This is a genomic window from Flavobacterium tegetincola DSM 22377, from assembly GCF_000425485.1.
GTDB lineage: Bacteria > Bacteroidota > Bacteroidia > Flavobacteriales > Flavobacteriaceae > Flavobacterium > Flavobacterium tegetincola.
Window position 1 is genome coordinate 129,413 of the sequence record NZ_KE384389.1, and the last position, 16,842, is coordinate 146,254.

The following is a 16,842-nucleotide window of genomic DNA, read 5'->3' on the forward strand; positions in this document are numbered from 1 at the left end:
TAACGTTTTTAGATGCTGAACACAATTCAGCATGACGAAGTAGACCAATGTAGATTTAGCTATAAATTTTCAATATTTTCCATCAAAGAAATCGCCTTCTCTTTCGTAGCGGCCAATTCACTAGGTTCCATCTTTTTTAGCAAACTCATCATCATCGCCATCCGGTGATTATTGGTAAAATGTTCTTTTTTCTCATCCAGAAAATGCCAGTATAGACTGTTGAATGGACATGCATTATCCGTCAGTTTTTCTTTGACATTATAATGACATCCGCTGCAATAATTACTCATTTTATTGATGTAACTTCCAGAAGAAACGTAGGGTTTTGTAGCCATAATTCCGCCATCAGCATATTGGCTCATGCCTCGCGTGTTGGGTAATTCTACCCATTCAATTGCGTCAATGTAAACGCCAAGATACCAAGCATCCACTTGATTCGGATGTATTTGTGTCAATAAAGTGAAGTTTCCTATTACCATCAAACGCTGAATATGATGTGCATATGCCGTATCCAAACTTTGCGAAAGCGCGTGCTGCAAACATTTCATTTTTGTTTTTCCAGTCCAAAAATAATCAGGTAGCTTGCCAGTGTTTTCGAGCGTGTTTTTGGATTTATACTCTGGCATTTCTTTCCAATATATGCCACGGACATATTCCCGCCAACCTAAAATTTGTCGCACAAATCCTTCAACTTGCGAAAGCTCAATGGTTTCTTGATTCGCATGAAAATAGTTGATAACTGTATCAATTACCTCTTTCGGACCAATCATTTTGCTGTTCATTGCGAAAGAAATCCGGGAGTGAAATAGGTATTTATGACCAGTGTACAAGGCATCTTGATAAGTTCCAAAATGTTCTAGTAAATGTTCGCAAAAATAATTAAGTACTTCCAAAGACTGTTTCCGATTCGTCGGCCATTCAAAATTTTTAGCATTAATAGTTCCCATTGTAGAAATATTCTGCTCTTCAATTTCTTTTACAATTTCAGAAACGTCGGTTTCAAATTGCAATGGAAAAGGAATTGGAACTTCCTCTTTATATTTATTGCGGTTTTGGTGGTCAAAATTCCATTTTCCGCCTAAAGGCAAATCTCCTACGGTGAGAATGTTGTGTTTCTTCCGCATTTCACGATAGAAACTTTCCATCAATAACGATTTTTTCCCTTTAAAAAATGCGGTGAGTTCTGTTCTTGACGTATAAAAATGCTCGGTATCGTAGGATTGCGATTCGATTTTTAAAGTTTTACAGAAATCCTTTAATTGAACATCCAGTCGATATTCATCAGGAAGTTGGTATTCAAATCGCGTAATTTTTTCTTTTTCAATTAAATTTGAGAGTAAAGCGGTCAACTCAATTGTGTTATTAGAATCAGAAATTTTGTAATACTGAACTTGATGTCCGTTATTTTTTAGATAATGCGCAAAATTCCGCATCGATAGAAAAAATGCCACCACTTTCTGTATGTGATGTCTTACATAATCGGTTTCTTGACGCATTTCCGCAATGATGTAAAGCGTAGTATCACTTTTTTTATCAAACCAAGAATGATCGTGATTGAGTTGGTCGCCAAGAATTAAGCGTAGTTTTTTCATAATTTTTTTGTTTCAAGTTTCAAGTTATCAAGTTTCAAGTTCGGAATCGTCCAACATAACTTGAAACTTTAAACTTGAAACAAATTTTTCACAACCACAGCTTCTGAAAAGCCTGATTTCCATCATACATTTCCGCTTGTCGTTTAATGTTGAACTTCCGATCTCGCGGGTCATTTCCAACGCCGGCATTGTAAATCCAATTGCCATAATTAGAATGAACGTCGTAATCAATGAGTAAACTTTCAAAGTAAGCAGCGGCAATTCGCCAATCTTGTTGCCATTCTTTGGTCCAAAAACTTGCTACATTTTGCCGTCCCCGGTTACTCATAAATCCGGTTTTTGCGAGTTCAATCATATTTGCATTGACAAAAGGTTCACTCGTATTTCCAGAAGTCCATTGATTAAACGCTTTCTGATTGAATTTCCATTCGTAGTTTTTATTCAAAATGCCGTCGAGTTTAAATATTCTATTTCCAAACTTCATTGAAATATATTTAAAATAATCCCTCCAAATCAATTCAAAAATCAACCAATACGTATCTTCATTTGAGCCAAATTCCGCTTCATACTCTTTGACTTTCCAATAAATAGTTTTGGCAGAGACGCTTCCATTTGCCAGCCAGGCCGATAATTTTGAACTGTAATTGGCACCAATTAGTCCGTTCCGGGTTTGTTTGTATTGCGATAGATTTTGAGTTTCAAAGAAGTAATTATCAATCCGCTTCAACGCTTGGTTTTCTCCTCCTTTAAATGGGAATGCAGTATTTTGATGTACTTCAAAGGAATCCAATCCCAAGTCCATTAATGTTGGGATGACTGTTTCATTCATAATCAGATTTGTTTCTGACTTTGCTGAAATCGAGTTTACTTCTCGAACCGATACTTTTTTCTCACACTCTTTTCTGAAAACGGTAAAAACTTGTGGCAAGTTGTCAATATCTTGGTACGGAATATCTTCAGGATGAAATAAAAATTGATAGTAAAATGCATTCCAATTTACTTCCTTAAGTCTTCCATTTCTCTGTAGATTTTCAAAAACATCGAATTCTTCACTGGTCCATTCTTTTTGAAAATAAATAGTTGCAATTTTATGTTCATCTACTAATTTAGGAATGACATTTTCTGGTTTTTCGAAATAAACCAACAAGTTAATATTTAACCTTAGTAAATTTTCACGCAATTCTGCGACACTTTCAATCAAGAATTTTACTCTGAATCGTTCCGTTTTTCTAAATCCGTACTTAGTTTCTGCAAAATGTCGAGGATCAAAACAATATACAGCAACTGTTTTTTCTGCATTTTTGCATGCTTCAGCTAAAGCTAGATTGTCGTCAACTCTTAAATTAGTAGTAAACCAAACAAGATTGTTCATTAGAGGATAAAGATTTAAGTTTAAAAAATAATAATGATTAAAATTCTCACTAGAGAAATCGGATTGCTATCCGTTTTTTGCACGCCTGCATTTTTCACTGCAATATAAAACGACTTCCCAGTTTTTCTCCCATTTTTTGCGCCAAGCGAAAGGGAGTTTGCAGGTTTTACATATTTTTTCGGGAAGATTTACTTTTTTGTGCGCCATTATAAAACGGATTTCGTGGGTTGGTCTGGATGTGCATATGTAAATCGATCTATAAGTTTTGGAAGTGCATAACCGTCAACTCCATTTATAGCTACGATTTCACCCAAATCTAATCGCACTGAAAAATCGTCTTGCAGTAATTCATCTTCAATGAAAATCTTTTCAATTGAAGCGATGAGGTGCATGCAGCCGTTTTCTTCAATTTTATATTCATTTAAATACTTACATAATAATCGGACGGGACTTCCTTTTACAAACGGGACGTTTAAATTATCTAGAAATTCCGCTTCCAAATTGGTTCTGTCAAACTCTGAAATTTCAGGTAAGTAATTGGCAGAAGTATGATGTGCAGCTGCAATCATCGTTTTGGTGATGCTATTTACTGTAAAATAATGATTGTCCTTGATATTTCTATACGTGTCTTTTGGAGCAGTGGGCATCGGACGAAGCATAAAACCTAGCATCGGAGGATTACTACCCAAATGTGTAACGCTACTTATTACAGCTACATTCAAAACATCTTCGGACGAAATAGTTCCAATTAAATTAGCCGATTTGTAACCCGTAATCGCGTTAATCAAATTGAGACGTGGTACTTTTAACATGGAGTCTATGGTTGAATGGTCGAATTCTTTCATGCGTAAAATTTTTGCAAATATAATTTGTTTAACGTAAAGGTAAATAATTTAAACAAAAAATAAAGCTTTAGGACGAAATAGTTAAAAGAAATGAATGCTTACTTTTATTATTTCAGTACTTTTGTATTTCGTAATTCTTATAAGAAATTCATGCAAACGCCTCAAAAAATGGCCATTGTAGGTTCCGGATTGGTTGGAACACTATTGGCAATTTACCTTAAAAGAGCGGGTCATTCCGTTTCTGTTTTTGACAGAAGTCCAGACATTAGAAATATTGAGTTTTCAGGACGATCCATTAATTTGGTAATGTCGGACAGAGGCTGGAAAACATTAGAAGACATTGGATTGGACGAAGAAATTCGTAAAATTGGAATTCCGGTTAATAAAAGAGGGATTCACCTTAAAGACGGAACGCTAAACAATCAATTTTACGGCAAGGAGGGCGAAGCAATTTTCTCGCTTTCCCGTGGAATCTTAAATCGAAAGATGATTGATTTGGCTGAAAAAGAAGGTGTAGATTTTTTCTTTGAACATAAAATTTGGGACGTTAATTTGGCAACAGTCACTTTATTTGAGGGTGAAACCGAACAAGACGCTTGGAGAGAATTGAAATTTGATATGGTTTTTGGTGCCGATGGTGCATTTTCTAGAATCCGACACCGAATGCAGCGTCAATCCATGTTTGATTATTCACAAGAATTCATGGAAATTGGGTATAAAGAATTACACATTCCTGCCAACGCAGACGGTTCTCATAAATTAGATAAAAACTCATTGCATATTTGGCCTCGTGGAAATTTCATGTTGATGGCGTTGGCTAATTTGCAAGGTTCATTTACATGTACTTTATTTATGCCGTTTAAAGGTGAAAATTCTTTTGAAAATATTAAAACTGAGGCAGATTTAACGGCATTTTTCGCTGAATTTTTTCCAGACACTAAAGAAGTGATTCCCGATTTGGTACGTGATTTCTTTAAAAATCCAACCAGTTATTTGGCAATCATGAAATGTTTTCCATGGACGTATGAAGATAAAGTAGCTTTAATAGGCGATTCTTCCCACGCTATTGTTCCTTTTTATGGTCAAGGTATGAATGCTGGATTTGAAGACATTACGGTTCTGCATGAAATGATGCAGAAGTACGGAGACGATTGGAAGAAAATTTTCTCTGAGTACGAAATTTCACGCAAGCCTAACGCAGATGCAATAGCAGAACTTTCCAAGCGAAACTTTATAGAAATGAGCGATTTGACTGCCGATGCTAATTTCATTTTACAAAAGAAAATTGAAAAATGGTTTTCAGATAAACATCCTGAAAAATGGACGCCATTATACAGTCGTGTGACTTTTAGTTTGCAACCTTATGCGGAAGCTTTAGCGATTGGTGATGCTCAAAATGAGATCATGCAAGAGGTTTTGAAAATGAATAATATCGAAGAAAAATGGGATTCGCCAGAAGTGGAACAACGAATTCTAGAATTATTAAAATAAATAATATAGGTAAGCCCGAAAGCTTACCTTTTTTTATGCCTCTCGATGCACTTTTGTGAAATCAAACGTTGGTGTACAAACTGATATGTACTCGCATTTTTTGTCAAAAGGGTTCGAGTATTGAACGCGGGTATTTGCTTCAATTTTTATCGACTGTCCGGCTTCTAAAATCACAACTTCATCTTCAATAATGAATTGCTTTTTTCCGCTAATAATATAAGTATATTCTGCGAATTCTGGTCGTTGGAAAGGCTCAGTCCAATGGGGAGGTGCTACCATGTGTGCTATTGAGATGTCTGAGTTGCCATCAGTAGCCTTCCCGAAATGCTCTTCTATTAGCTTTCCGTCTGTCGTAGGGACTACGAATGGAGCGGATTGTAAGGTGTATCTTTTCATAGGATTATTTTTTAAACATTTTACTAAGGATTCCAAAAGCGCCTCTAATAAAGGTAGCACTGGTTAGTACTTTTATCACTGTTTTAGTGGTGTCGCTCATGGGTTCCGCTTTTGTTTTGGTAGCGGGCTTTGCAGCTGTAGCTTTGGTTTCTTCGACTTTAACAGCTTCTTGAATCTTTTTATTTAAGATTTCATAAGCGCTTTCTCGATCAATGACTTCGCTGTACTTTTTTACTAGCTTGGAATTGTTGTTGATCGCTGAAATTTCAGCGTCGTCAAGGATGTTCATTCTGCTCATTGGCGCTCTAAGCATCGTTGCGGCAAGTGGGGTTGGGATTCCTTTTTCGTTTAAGACGGTTACTAAAGCTTCTCCAATACCTAGACTTGTTAGTACCTCGTCGGTTTTATAAAATTCGGAAATCGGATAGTTTTCGGCAGTGCTTTTTATCGCTTTTCTATCATTTGCAGTAAACGCCCGAAGCGCATGCTGGATTTTCAATCCCAATTGTGCTAGTATTCCACTCGGAACGTCCATCGGGTTTTGGGTAATGAAATAAATTCCAACACCTTTAGAACGTATCAACTTGACGATACTTTCTATTTGGTCGAGCAACGTCTTACTGGCTTCATTGAATATCAGGTGAGCTTCGTCAATAAAAAGTACCAATTCAGGTCGTCCCGAGTCGCCTTGTTCTGGCATTTGTTGGTAAATTTCAGCAAGCAAGCTCAGCATGAAGGTAGAAAATAGTTTTGGTTTGTCCTGAATGTCCGTCAATCGAAGGATATTAACATACCCTTTACCTTCGTCATCAATACGCATTAAATCACTTACATCAAATGATTTCTCACCAAAGAAAATGTCGCCGCCTTGTTGTTCGAGTTCGATAATTTTTCGCAAAATCGTCCCGGTAGAGGAAGTTGATATTTTGCCGTAATGTTCCGTGATTTCTGCTTTACCTTCATCCGTAATGTAGTTGATGACTTTTTTGAAATCTTTCAAATCCAGTAACGGCATCTTGTTATCGTCACAATACTTAAAGATAATCGATACAATCCCGGATTGCGTATCGTTCAAATCAAGAATCCTTGAGAACAATACAGGGCCAAATTCCGATACCGTAGCACGAAGTCGAACGCCGTTTTGTGGCGATAATGTCAGTAATTCAACGGGAAACTTAGCGGTTGAGTAGGGGAGATTTATTTTTGCATGGCGATCGACAATGAAAGGAAGTGCTTCGCCAGGAGCGGCAATTCCACTAAAATCGCCTTTAATATCCATCATTAAAACCGGAATGCCATGCAAAGATAGCTGTTCGGAAAGAACTTGAATTGTTTTTGTCTTACCCGTTCCAGTAGCACCTGCAATGAGTCCATGTCGGTTTAATGTTTTTAAAGGTATCTTCACATAGGTATCAGGAAGTGTGGAGCCGTCTAACATCGCGCCACCTAAAATAATACTTTCGCCTTTAAAGCTGTATCCGCTATTTATCGTTTCTAGAAAATCTTCTTTTGATTTCATGTTGTATGTAAGTTGAGCTTAAATCGAAGTCTAAAATACGAACAATTTTAAATTATAAAGTAGTTTTTTGCAACTATTCACCAATTTGTAAGCCAATAGATGTAAATTTAATGTTATTTTTAAAACGTAGGACAATAATTTTATGGCGTTTTGAGTTCTAAGTAATGCAGAAGATTTGTTTGTGTATTTAGCAGTCTATTACTTAAAAATATGTGATGCAAGTCTGATTTCAGGTCGTATCCTCAATAAATTTAACCAATAACTGAAAATTTATTACAATTGAAACATTTCGAAAAGGAGCTTACATTTCAGAAATTAATGTTAATAATGAATAAAATGAGATATTTTATTTTTTTATATGGTCTAAAAATATAAATTTGTCGTTCTGTTAAAATAATTAAATAAAAAATGCTGTTTTAAAATGCAGCGATTACATTTAAAAAACTAAAAATTAAAAAAAATGGCAAACGCATCAAATGCTAGTGTAGCGAAGAAAGAAAGTGGTTCAACTGGCGGAAATTTATTCGCAGGAATTGCAATTGTAGCATGTATTGGAATTGGAATTCTAATCTGGAGATACATAATGGGTGCTCCAGGAAATTTTGAAGGTGGAGACAATTCGGGTCACCCGCTTCCAGGAAATTATATGGGAATGGTTTACAAAGGAGGAAAAATCGTACCAGTTTTGATCGGATTATTGGTAATGGTAGTTGTGTTTTCTATTGAGCGTTTCTTCGTGATCTCTAAAGCAGGTGGAACTGGAAACTTAGATAAATTCATGAAAGATGTTCAAGCTAATATCGTAGCTGGAAATATTGAAGGAGCTATTGCTGACTGCGACAAACAAAAAGGTTCTGTAGCAAATGCAATTAAAGCAGCTTTAATTAAATATAACGAAGTTAAACGTGAAGGTTTTGATAGTGAAGCTGCGGCAGAAACGATTCAGAAAGAAATTGAAGAGGCTACTTCTCTTGAAATGCCAATGTTGGAGAAAAACATGACTGTTATCTCTACATTAGTATCTTTAGGAACATTAGCAGGTCTTTTAGGAACGGTTGCGGGTATGATTACTGCATTTGGTGCATTGGCAACTTCTGGAGCTCCAGATCAGGCTGCATTGGCAAATGGTATTTCTGAAGCCTTGATTAACACGGCAACAGGTATTGCAACTTCTGCATTAGCAATTATTTCTTATAATTTCTTTACGTCTAAAATTGATACTTTAACTTACTCAATTGACGAAGCGGCTTCTACTATCGTAGGAACTTACAGACGTTCAAGAGGAAGTTTAAGAGGTTAATTCAAAACAATAATAAATATAATTACCTGGTCAATTCTTTGCAATTGACCAGGTATTAAAAAAATAATATGGCGAAAGTTAAAATGTCCAAAAAAGCTACCGCGGTTGATATGACTGCGATGTGTGATGTTGCCTTTCTTTTGTTGACGTTTTTTATCTTAACTGCAACCGCAAAGCAACCGGAAATTGTTCCAGTTGAAACGCCTGCATCTACAGTGCAAGTGAAATTGCCGGATACAGACCTTGCGATCATTACAATTGCAGGAAGTGGTAAAGTATTCTTTGGTGTGAAAGCAGCTGATGTAAGAATTAAAACGTTGGAATTGATAAGCGAAGAGTATAATCTTACTTTTAGTGACGAAGAGAAAAAACGATTCAGTTTAATGGAAGAATTCGGAGTTCCGGTAAACCAATTAAATGGATTGATAAAATTATCTTCTGCTGATCGAAATAAAGAGGGTGTACAAAATGGAATTCCTCATGATTCAACGGATAATCAATTGACATCATGGGTAAAAGCAGCACGTAACGCAAATGCGGAAGTGAATGAGCAGCAGCTGAATTTTGCGATCAAAGGTGATGCAAAAGAACAGTATCCAGAAATTAAGAAAATAATTGATATTCTTCAAGATCAAAAAGTAAACAAATTTAATTTGGTTACTGGTTTGAGAGGAGAATAGTTAAAACAAGATAAAAAATGGCTCAATTAGATACTGGCGGAGGTAAACAAGCAAAGGGCGGAAAAGTTAGAAGCAAGAAGCAAAATTCTAGTGTCGATTTAACAGCGATGGTGGATTTAGCATTCCTTTTGATTACGTTCTTTATGTTGACGACTTCGTTATCAAAACCACAGTCGATGGATTTGGCAATGCCAGATAAAGGTGATAAAGACAAGCCGGAGGAAGATATTCTAATCTCTGAAGAGCGTACATTAAACCTTATTTTAGGTCCAGACAATAAATTACAGTATTACATGGGTCAATTGGCTAGTCCAAAAGAAGGGCCTAAAGTAATTACTTACGAAAAAGAAAGTCTTCGAAAGTTAATCTTGGAGAAAATTCAGTCTGTACCAATGGCTACAAGAACTACAGCTAAACCAAATGGTGAACCTTTAATTGTTTTGATCAAAGCAAGTGAAGAATCCACTTATATGAATTTAGTTGACGTCTTAGATGAAATGGCCATAGCGAAAGTAAAAGTATATGCGATCGTGGATATTACAAAAGAAGATAATCAATTGTTTGGAGAGTAGTTTTAGTCTTTAAATTTTAAAAAAAATATAGTATGAAACTAGATATATACAAACAGAAATGGATTGACATGGTGTTTGAAGGTCGTAATAAAGACTATGGAGCCTATGTTTTAAGGAAAGAAAATCCTAAAATGACACTTTTAGCTTTGCTAATTGGTAGCGCTGTGTTCGCAGGTTTATTAGCTATACCGCTGATTAACTGGAGTTCAAGTGACGACGATGAGCAAGAGCAAGTGACTATGGTGGATATGGCTAAAGTAACATTGCCTCCTCCAGTTGAAGAGGTGAAACCATTGTTACCACCACCACCACCACCACCTCCTGCACCTAAAGTTGACGAAGTTAAATTTGTTAAGCCGAAAGTGGTTGAAAAAGAGAAAGTAGTTGAAGAAATCAGAACTATTGAGGAACTGAAAGACAAAAATGTAGGTGCAAAAGACATTAAAGGTCGTGATGATGGAAAAATCGTTATTGATATTCCAGCGGGTGAAGGTGAAAAGGATGTAAAAATTGTTGAAGACAACACAGTATACCAAGCGGTAGAAGTGAAGCCTGATTTTCCAGGTGGTATTCAAAAATTTTATGAATTCGTAGGTAAAAATTATCAAGCTCCTGAAGAGGATGTAAGAGGTAAAGTTTACGTTTCTTTCGTTGTTGAAAAAGACGGATCATTAACTGATATCAAAGTACAACGTGACATAGGTTACGGTACAGGAGCAGAAGCGATTCGTGTGATCAAAAAATCACCAAGGTGGAAACCAGGTATTCAGAATGGTCGTCCAGTGCGTGTTTTATTTTCATTACCAATTAACATTGTAGGAGGATAATCTTCATGACAGACGATAATAATACAAATAAGAGAGTTCAGAAATCGCCTAAAGTGCGATTTTTGCTCGTTTTAGGAATAGTGTTTTTCCTGATTTATTTTGCACTTGGCATATTCATCATATTTTGGAAAGACTTTCCTCTTCAGTTAACCACAACGTATAGGATTGCATTTGGAGTATTACTCATTGTATATTCTTTTTTTCGATTCGTACGTCTAATTCAAAATTATAAAGAATGAGAAAGCAACTAGTTCCTTCGTATCTTAAAATAATTGCCATGCTGATTGTAACCTTTATTTTTGTCTTTGCGTGCAAAGATAAAATGGATGCGGACCAGAATGAACAAACTATTTTAACTGGTGAAATTGATGTTTATGTAGATAAGACCATACAGTCGATGGTACAAGGACAAGTAGATGTTTTTGAAAATCAATATAAAGCAAAAATCAACCTCACTGCAAAATCCGAGTCGGAAATCGTAAATGATTTGTTGGCTGGGAAAACAACTATGGCTGTATTGACCCGCAGGTTAACGCAAGAAGAAGAGAACTACTTTCACAATAAAAAAGTAATTCCTCGAGTTTCGCATTTTGCATCAGATGCAGTGGTTTTTATTCGTAGTAAAGCTAGTAATGATACATTATTAGATTTAGACGAAGTGTATAATTTGCTTCAGCAAAAATCTTCCACCGTAAAAAGTCTAGTTTTTGAGGATCCAAATTCTAGTGTTGTCACGTACATGAATCGCTGGGCAAAGGTAAAAAATGGAACGAAGGAGAATGTATATTCTTTAAAATCGACGAAAGAAGTTTTTGATTTTATAGTGGCAAATCCTGATGCAATTGGGGTTGTAGGCTTAGATGCAATTACAGAACCTTACCCAGAATGGGAAAAATTAGTTGCTGACATTAATGTATTGGCAGTTAAAGATGTTAAAACGGCAACTAATAATAAAGTGTATCATTTTCCCAACCAAGCCAGTCTAGGTAAGGGTTTGTATCCTTTAAAAAGGAGCATCTATGTGTTAAATTATCAAGGATTCGCTGGTTTAGGTACGGGTTTTGCTTCGTTCCTAGTAGGAGATATTGGCCAACGAATTGTTTTAAAATCAGATTTACTACCGATAACCATTCCAGAACGAAATATTATAACAAGAAAAGATTTAAACAAAAAATAAGAACTATGAACAAATTAAAAGTATTTAGCGTTGCATTTTTAGCAGTTGGAGCACAATCTTTTGCTCAAGATTTGGGTCAAGCCCAAACGGCCATTGACGCTGAAAAATTTCAAGATGCGAAATTAATTTTAAAAGGTCTGACTGTTTCAGATTCGGATCAAGGAAAAAATTTCTTTATCCTAGGGAATTTATACTTGACTCAAAAAGTACAAGATTCTGCTCAGCTTTATTTCCAAAAAGGACTTCTTGCTAAAAAGAATGCAAACTTCAATAATATTGGTTTAGGCCAAATTGCTTTAGACAATAATAATGCTGCTAAAGCAAATGAGAATTTTAATAAAGCGCAAGCTGACATGAGACGTAAGGACTTTGAAGAGTTTCTTTATATCGGTCGTGCTTACTTGAACGCAGAGACTCCAAATTATAAATCTGCTTTACTTTTCTTAAATAAAGCGAAAGCAATTCAGTCTACTGATGCTCAAGTGCTATTATCATTAGGAGATGCATATTACGGAGATGGTAACGTTAACGAAGCCTATTCTGCCTATAGAAATGCGTACGACGCTGACAAATCGGTTTTGAGAGCAAAACTGCAGTTGGGTGTAATTACTAAAGGTTCAAAAGCATTTCAAGAGGCAAAAAGTGCATTTGAAAATATTTTAACCATCAATCCTAATTATGGTCCAGCTTACAGAGAATTAGCTGAAACGTATTATGTTTGGTCTTTGAATGATAAAGAAAATTATGCAGCTTATAACAAGCAAGCGATTGAATATTATGAGAAGTACATGACAATGACGGACTACTCTTTGGATTCAAGAATGCGTCATGCTGATTTCTTGATTTTAACTAAAGACTATGCAGCTTTGGAAGCAGAAGCAAATGAAATGAAAAAGTTGGATAAAGTAAATCCTCGTATTTTACGTTATTTAGGTTATTCTGCTTACGAAAACGGAAAAGATGATGATGCAATTAAAGCATTGAACGACTTCCTTGCTACTCCTAATGTGAAATCAATAGGTCGTGACTACCTTTATTTAGGTATGGCAAAAACTAGAAAATCTTTAACAACTACTAAAGATGCAGAAGGGAATGACACTTACGCAATTGAAGCAGTTTCGTTTGATAGTGGTGTAGCTGACATGTTGAAAGGTGTTCAGATGGATCCAGCAATGGCCAATGAGTTAAATGATATTGGTAAGAAATTCTTTGACATTAAATTATACAACAATGCTGCTGCAATCTATGAAGTTGCAACGTCTAATCCAAATTCACAAAACTTCTTGTATGATAATTTCTACTTGGGTTATGCATTGTACTTTGGTAACGTAAATTTACCACAAGGAGAGAAAATCAATCCAATCGTTGTTGAAAAAGCATCTAAAGCATTTGACAATGTAATTGCAGTTTCTCCTACAACGCAAGACGCTTACATTTACAAAGCACGTGTAAATAGTTTGTTAGAAACTAATGCAGAAGCACAAGCTAAGATGGTTGCGAACTACGAAGAGTTTATCAAAGTGGTAACTGAAAAAGGGATTGAAGAGGTAAACAAACCTGCAAATAAATCTAAATTTGTAGAAGCTTATACAAACATTGGAACCTTTTACGCAACCTCTGACAAGGTGAAAGCGAAGGATGCATTCCAAAAAGCTTTAGTTATTGAGCCTACAAATGAAGTGGCACAAGCACGATTGAAAGCACTTTAATAAGCAGTTTTCACAATGTATTGAAACCGATATCAGTAATGATATCGGTTTTTTTGTGTGCTTTAGATTTTATCTAAAGTTTATGTATGCTTTCAAAAATATAATTCACTATCACAATCAACTTCAACTATTGTAAGTTGAACTAGCGTTATGAATGACTGGATTGCTGTAGTGCTCTTTGTAAGTTTAATTGCAATGCCCTTTTGAGTATCATTTTGAACATGAACAAATCTAATGAATACACGGTCCTTAAAGTTGTCCTTGAAATTGCCATTGAAATTGGTATTACCATTACCATTCCCTACCTTTGCCCCCTTATTAAAAACAAAATGTTAGCAAAAGAGATACAGGTTGCCGTTGAAAAAGGAGCGATGTTACCATTGATGGAAGAATTTTACACCATTCAAGGTGAAGGCTATCATACCGGCACCGCAGCTTATTTTATTAGAATTGGTGGTTGTGACGTAGGTTGCCATTGGTGCGATGTTAAAGAAAGTTGGAATGCAGAATTGCATCCACCAACAAATGTTGATACGATCGTTGACAATGCATCTAAATATTCTGAAACGGTGGTGGTAACAGGTGGTGAGCCATTAACTTGGGACATGACTTTGCTTACGCAAAAATTGAAAGAAAAGAATAGAAAAGTCCACATAGAAACTTCTGGAGCTTACGAACTTTCGGGCAAATGGGATTGGATCTGTTTGTCTCCAAAGAAAAATAAATTACCTACCGAAACTGTTTATGCTGAAGCACATGAATTAAAAGTAATCATATTTAATAAACATGATTTTATATTTGCCGAAGAGCAAGCGGCTAAGGTAAATGGAAATGCCATTTTATTTTTACAGCCAGAATGGAGCAAGAAAGACGAAATGACGCCTTTGATTGTGGATTATGTAATGAATAATCCAAAATGGCGCGTTTCATTACAGACGCATAAATTTTTGAATATTCCATAAATTAGTTTTAAATTTGAGTTCAACTAATACGTGAACTCTATGAAAAAATTAATAATTACAGCGGCATTCTTTTTTGTAGCTCATTTTGTAATGGCACAAGATGCTTTTAAAGCAGACGTTCTTAAAGTTATTCAACAGTCTGGAGCTGCGGCACCCATGCAGATGGCAAAACAGCAAATAATGGAAAACATTCCGTTAGCTAAAAGAGCAGATTTTGGAAAAGAATTTGATGCAACATTACCTTCTTTGTACGATGAAATTGCAAAAATTTACATGGAAACGTATACGCACGAAGACGTGAAACAGATGATTAAATTTTACGATTCGCCAGTAGGGAAGAAGATTGCAAGTTCAACAGGTGCCATTACTGCAAAATCGCAAGTTGCTGGTCAAGAATGGGGAGCTGAATTGCAAGGAATCATGATGAAATATTTAGAAGAGTAGAAAAAATTAAATCTAGAAACCCAAACTATACGTTTGGGTTTTTTTATAAATATTAAATAATGAGAGAGCAATTTTTACTCAATCCTGAATATACCCATCTTAATCACGGTTCTTTTGGAGCAACGCCTAGAGCGATTTTAGAAAACTACCAAAGTTTTCAGTTGGAAATGGAGCGAGATCCGGTTTATTTTGTTCAAAAGAAGTTTGGTCAGCACTTAGCGAAAGCTAAAGATGCTTTGTCCTCTTTTATACATTGTGAGGCAAAGGACTTTTTCTTTACCGCTAATCCAACGGTTGCGATCAATACGGTAATGCGAAGTCTGAACTTAAAGGTAGGTGATGAAATTTTATCCACCAATCAGGAATACGGTGCAATGGATCGAACTTGGCATTTTTATTGTAAAATGTCGGGAGTAAAGTACATTCGGCAACCTATTTCATTACCTATAACTTCCAAAGAAAAAATTTTAGAGGAATTTTGGAAAGGGTTGACTGCAAATACTAAAATAATATTCTTAAATCATATATCAAGTGCAACTGCGCTTATTTTTCCCGTAAAAGAAATATGTGATAAAGCGCGAGCATTGGGAATTACAACAATTATAGATGGAGCACACGTTCCAGGCCACATTGATTTAGATATCACCGAAATGAATCCTGATTATTACACAGGAACATTGCATAAATGGATGTTGGCTCCAAAAGGTGCTTCGTTCTTATATGTTCGGAACGAATTGCAGCACCAACTTGAACCATTAATAGTCAGTTGGGGGTATGAAAGCTTGATGCCTGGCGAAAGTCAGTTTCTGGATTACCACGAGTACCAAGGAACAAATGACAATTCGGCGTTTCTATGCACGCCAGCTGTTATTGATTTTCTACAAAAGAACCATTGGAAAGAACAATCAGCACTTGCGAAAGCATTAGTTTTAGAAAATTATCCTCGTTTTTGCAAGTTGTTAGGATCGCAAGAAATAGCGCCACTAACTAATGAATTCTTTGGTCAAATGGCAAGTGTTCCGGTGCAGACTAAAAATCCGCAAGCATTAAAAGATTTATTATATGATAAGTATAAAATTCAAGTTCCCATAATGGTCTTGAACGAAAATGTATACTTAAGATATTCTATAAATGCCTACAATTCTCAAGCAGATTTGGATATTTTATTTCAAGCTTTAGAAAATATACTTCAAACAACCAACTTGATTCAAATATAATTAAGCAAGTGTCAAGCGTGCTAAATAATCATAATGTTCGCCTTCGCTAATGAGTTCACAATTAAAACCATTTGCGAATGCTGCATTTTGAAGTGTATTGTAATCCAAGTACAACCAAGGAAAAGGACGTTCTGTTTCGCCTTTATATTGCACGGTAAACGTAAGTTCTCCATAATACGTATTTCCTGGAATCCAAGCGCCACCGTCCTCGTCTTCATCAAACATGTAAATTAAATCGGAACTATCAATCAAAATTTGTCCATCTGCATTCAAAAGCGTTTTCAATTTGTCAAGATAAACAGCCGTCTTAGACAAGGTTTCAAAAATCCCAGTGCCATTCATCAATAGTAAGATGGTGTCAAATTTCTCTGTAGTATTAAATTGCAAAATATCAATAGCAATAGCGTTTTGAATACCTCGCAACTGGCACGTTTTAATCGCATTTTCAGAAATATCTATCGCGGTTACAGCTAAATTTCTGTCATTTTGTAGCGATAGAGCGTGACTTCCAGCACCACTTCCCACATCTAATACTTTTCCGTACGCCAATTGCAACGCCTTTTGTTCAAGTTTGGGCATCAAATCATACGATCTAAAGAGGTATTCGACGTCCATTTCATCTTCCTCAGATATTGATGTAGCGGTAATCAAAGACTCTGGAGCATTTTGAGTTTGATAATCGAGAATAGCTTTGCCAAATAAATCTAACATTTACAGATACTTTAAGGGTTATGTTCGG

At 35.8% G+C, this 16,842-nt stretch carries 17 protein-coding genes; 10 read left to right on the plus strand and 7 right to left on the minus strand.

The window, feature by feature from the left end; all coding sequences use genetic code 11:
- Positions 1-59: 59 nt before the first annotated feature.
- From H602_RS0117455 to H602_RS0117470, 4 genes are all read right to left on the minus strand, one after another.
- Entirely contained in the window at positions 60-1,592 is a 1,533-nt protein-coding gene (locus H602_RS0117455) for a cryptochrome/photolyase family protein (protein WP_026979177.1), read from the minus strand.
- An 88-nt stretch (positions 1,593-1,680) separates the two neighbouring features.
- Entirely contained in the window at positions 1,681-2,964 is a 1,284-nt protein-coding gene (locus H602_RS0117460) for a DASH family cryptochrome (RefSeq protein ID WP_026979178.1), read from the minus strand.
- Positions 2,965-3,030: 66 nt separating this feature from the next.
- A complete protein-coding gene (locus H602_RS19750; RefSeq protein WP_084404287.1) occupies positions 3,031-3,171 on the minus strand; it encodes a DUF2256 domain-containing protein in 141 nt (46 codons plus the stop codon).
- On the minus strand, positions 3,171-3,809 hold the full coding sequence (locus H602_RS0117470; RefSeq protein ID WP_026979179.1) for a flavin reductase family protein: 639 nt from the start codon (positions 3,807-3,809) through the stop codon (positions 3,171-3,173). The genes H602_RS19750 and H602_RS0117470 overlap by 1 nt, the downstream gene beginning before the upstream one ends.
- 150 nt (positions 3,810-3,959) lie before the next feature.
- Between H602_RS0117470 and H602_RS0117475 the strand changes: the two genes are divergently transcribed.
- Positions 3,960-5,300 (plus strand): FAD-dependent oxidoreductase, encoded by a 1,341-nt coding sequence (locus H602_RS0117475; RefSeq protein WP_026979180.1) that lies wholly within the window; start codon positions 3,960-3,962, stop codon positions 5,298-5,300.
- A gap of 33 nt (positions 5,301-5,333) precedes the next feature.
- On the opposite strand, the gene H602_RS0117480 is transcribed toward H602_RS0117475, so the two are convergent.
- Together H602_RS0117480 and H602_RS0117485 are read right to left on the minus strand one after the other, a co-directional pair.
- A complete protein-coding gene (locus H602_RS0117480) occupies positions 5,334-5,696 on the minus strand; it encodes a cupin domain-containing protein (RefSeq protein WP_026979181.1) in 363 nt (120 codons plus the stop codon).
- A gap of 4 nt (positions 5,697-5,700) precedes the next feature.
- Entirely contained in the window at positions 5,701-7,215 is a 1,515-nt protein-coding gene (locus H602_RS0117485; protein ID WP_026979182.1) for a helicase HerA-like domain-containing protein, read from the minus strand.
- A 460-nt stretch (positions 7,216-7,675) separates the two neighbouring features.
- Here H602_RS0117485 and H602_RS0117490 point away from each other — a divergent pair, with 460 nt between their 5' ends.
- The 9 genes from H602_RS0117490 to H602_RS0117535 all read left to right on the plus strand — a co-directional run bounded on the left by H602_RS0117490 (position 7,676) and on the right by H602_RS0117535 (position 16,103).
- Positions 7,676-8,515 (plus strand): MotA/TolQ/ExbB proton channel family protein, encoded by an 840-nt coding sequence (locus H602_RS0117490; RefSeq protein ID WP_026979183.1) that lies wholly within the window; start codon positions 7,676-7,678, stop codon positions 8,513-8,515.
- Positions 8,516-8,583: 68 nt separating this feature from the next.
- Positions 8,584-9,195: an ExbD/TolR family protein gene (locus tag H602_RS0117495; RefSeq protein ID WP_026979184.1), complete on the plus strand. Its 612-nt coding sequence runs from the start codon at positions 8,584-8,586 to the stop codon at positions 9,193-9,195.
- Between the two features lie 17 nt (positions 9,196-9,212).
- Positions 9,213-9,767, plus strand: coding sequence for an ExbD/TolR family protein (locus tag H602_RS0117500; RefSeq protein ID WP_026979185.1), 555 nt, complete (start codon positions 9,213-9,215; stop codon positions 9,765-9,767).
- A gap of 32 nt (positions 9,768-9,799) precedes the next feature.
- Entirely contained in the window at positions 9,800-10,594 is a 795-nt protein-coding gene (locus tag H602_RS0117505; RefSeq protein WP_026979186.1) for an energy transducer TonB, read from the plus strand.
- 235 nt (positions 10,595-10,829) lie between these two features.
- On the plus strand, positions 10,830-11,771 hold the full coding sequence (locus H602_RS0117515) for a substrate-binding domain-containing protein (protein ID WP_026979188.1): 942 nt from the start codon (positions 10,830-10,832) through the stop codon (positions 11,769-11,771).
- A 5-nt stretch (positions 11,772-11,776) separates the two neighbouring features.
- A complete protein-coding gene (locus tag H602_RS0117520) occupies positions 11,777-13,480 on the plus strand; it encodes a tetratricopeptide repeat protein (protein ID WP_026979189.1) in 1,704 nt (567 codons plus the stop codon).
- A gap of 329 nt (positions 13,481-13,809) precedes the next feature.
- Positions 13,810-14,442 carry a 7-carboxy-7-deazaguanine synthase QueE gene (locus tag H602_RS0117525; protein WP_026979190.1) on the plus strand — a complete coding sequence of 211 codons (633 nt, stop codon included), beginning with the start codon at positions 13,810-13,812 and terminating at the stop codon, positions 14,440-14,442.
- Positions 14,443-14,481: 39 nt separating this feature from the next.
- Complete coding sequence (locus H602_RS0117530) at positions 14,482-14,886, plus strand: DUF2059 domain-containing protein (protein ID WP_026979191.1); 405 nt, start codon at positions 14,482-14,484, stop codon at positions 14,884-14,886.
- 59 nt (positions 14,887-14,945) lie between these two features.
- Entirely contained in the window at positions 14,946-16,103 is a 1,158-nt protein-coding gene (locus H602_RS0117535) for an aminotransferase class V-fold PLP-dependent enzyme (RefSeq protein ID WP_051224641.1), read from the plus strand.
- Here the strand turns inward: H602_RS0117535 and H602_RS0117540 are convergent, their stop codons facing one another.
- Entirely contained in the window at positions 16,104-16,814 is a 711-nt protein-coding gene (locus H602_RS0117540; RefSeq protein ID WP_026979193.1) for a class I SAM-dependent methyltransferase, read from the minus strand.
- Between the last annotated feature and the right edge of the window lie 28 nt (positions 16,815-16,842).

What these genes read in the sequence shown, in the direction of transcription:
- H602_RS0117540 (WP_026979193.1), bottom strand. Translation starts at nt 16,814, where the DNA reads ATGTTAGATTTATTTGGCAAAGCTATTCTCGATTATCAAACTCAAAAT.
- H602_RS0117535 (WP_051224641.1), top strand. Translation starts at nt 14,946, where the DNA reads ATGAGAGAGCAATTTTTACTCAATCCTGAATATACCCATCTTAATCAC.
- H602_RS0117500 (WP_026979185.1), top strand. Translation starts at nt 9,213, where the DNA reads ATGGCTCAATTAGATACTGGCGGAGGTAAACAAGCAAAGGGCGGAAAA.
- H602_RS0117485 (WP_026979182.1), bottom strand. Translation starts at nt 7,215, where the DNA reads ATGAAATCAAAAGAAGATTTTCTAGAAACGATAAATAGCGGATACAGC.
- H602_RS0117515 (WP_026979188.1), top strand. Translation starts at nt 10,830, where the DNA reads ATGAGAAAGCAACTAGTTCCTTCGTATCTTAAAATAATTGCCATGCTG.
- H602_RS0117490 (WP_026979183.1), top strand. Translation starts at nt 7,676, where the DNA reads ATGGCAAACGCATCAAATGCTAGTGTAGCGAAGAAAGAAAGTGGTTCA.
- H602_RS0117455 (WP_026979177.1), bottom strand. Translation starts at nt 1,592, where the DNA reads ATGAAAAAACTACGCTTAATTCTTGGCGACCAACTCAATCACGATCAT.
- H602_RS0117520 (WP_026979189.1), top strand. Translation starts at nt 11,777, where the DNA reads ATGAACAAATTAAAAGTATTTAGCGTTGCATTTTTAGCAGTTGGAGCA.
- H602_RS19750 (WP_084404287.1), bottom strand. Translation starts at nt 3,171, where the DNA reads ATGGCGCACAAAAAAGTAAATCTTCCCGAAAAAATATGTAAAACCTGC.
- H602_RS0117475 (WP_026979180.1), top strand. Translation starts at nt 3,960, where the DNA reads ATGCAAACGCCTCAAAAAATGGCCATTGTAGGTTCCGGATTGGTTGGA.
- H602_RS0117480 (WP_026979181.1), bottom strand. Translation starts at nt 5,696, where the DNA reads ATGAAAAGATACACCTTACAATCCGCTCCATTCGTAGTCCCTACGACA.
- H602_RS0117525 (WP_026979190.1), top strand. Translation starts at nt 13,810, where the DNA reads ATGTTAGCAAAAGAGATACAGGTTGCCGTTGAAAAAGGAGCGATGTTA.
- H602_RS0117530 (WP_026979191.1), top strand. Translation starts at nt 14,482, where the DNA reads ATGAAAAAATTAATAATTACAGCGGCATTCTTTTTTGTAGCTCATTTT.
- H602_RS0117505 (WP_026979186.1), top strand. Translation starts at nt 9,800, where the DNA reads ATGAAACTAGATATATACAAACAGAAATGGATTGACATGGTGTTTGAA.
- H602_RS0117470 (WP_026979179.1), bottom strand. Translation starts at nt 3,809, where the DNA reads ATGAAAGAATTCGACCATTCAACCATAGACTCCATGTTAAAAGTACCA.
- H602_RS0117460 (WP_026979178.1), bottom strand. Translation starts at nt 2,964, where the DNA reads ATGAACAATCTTGTTTGGTTTACTACTAATTTAAGAGTTGACGACAAT.
- H602_RS0117495 (WP_026979184.1), top strand. Translation starts at nt 8,584, where the DNA reads ATGGCGAAAGTTAAAATGTCCAAAAAAGCTACCGCGGTTGATATGACT.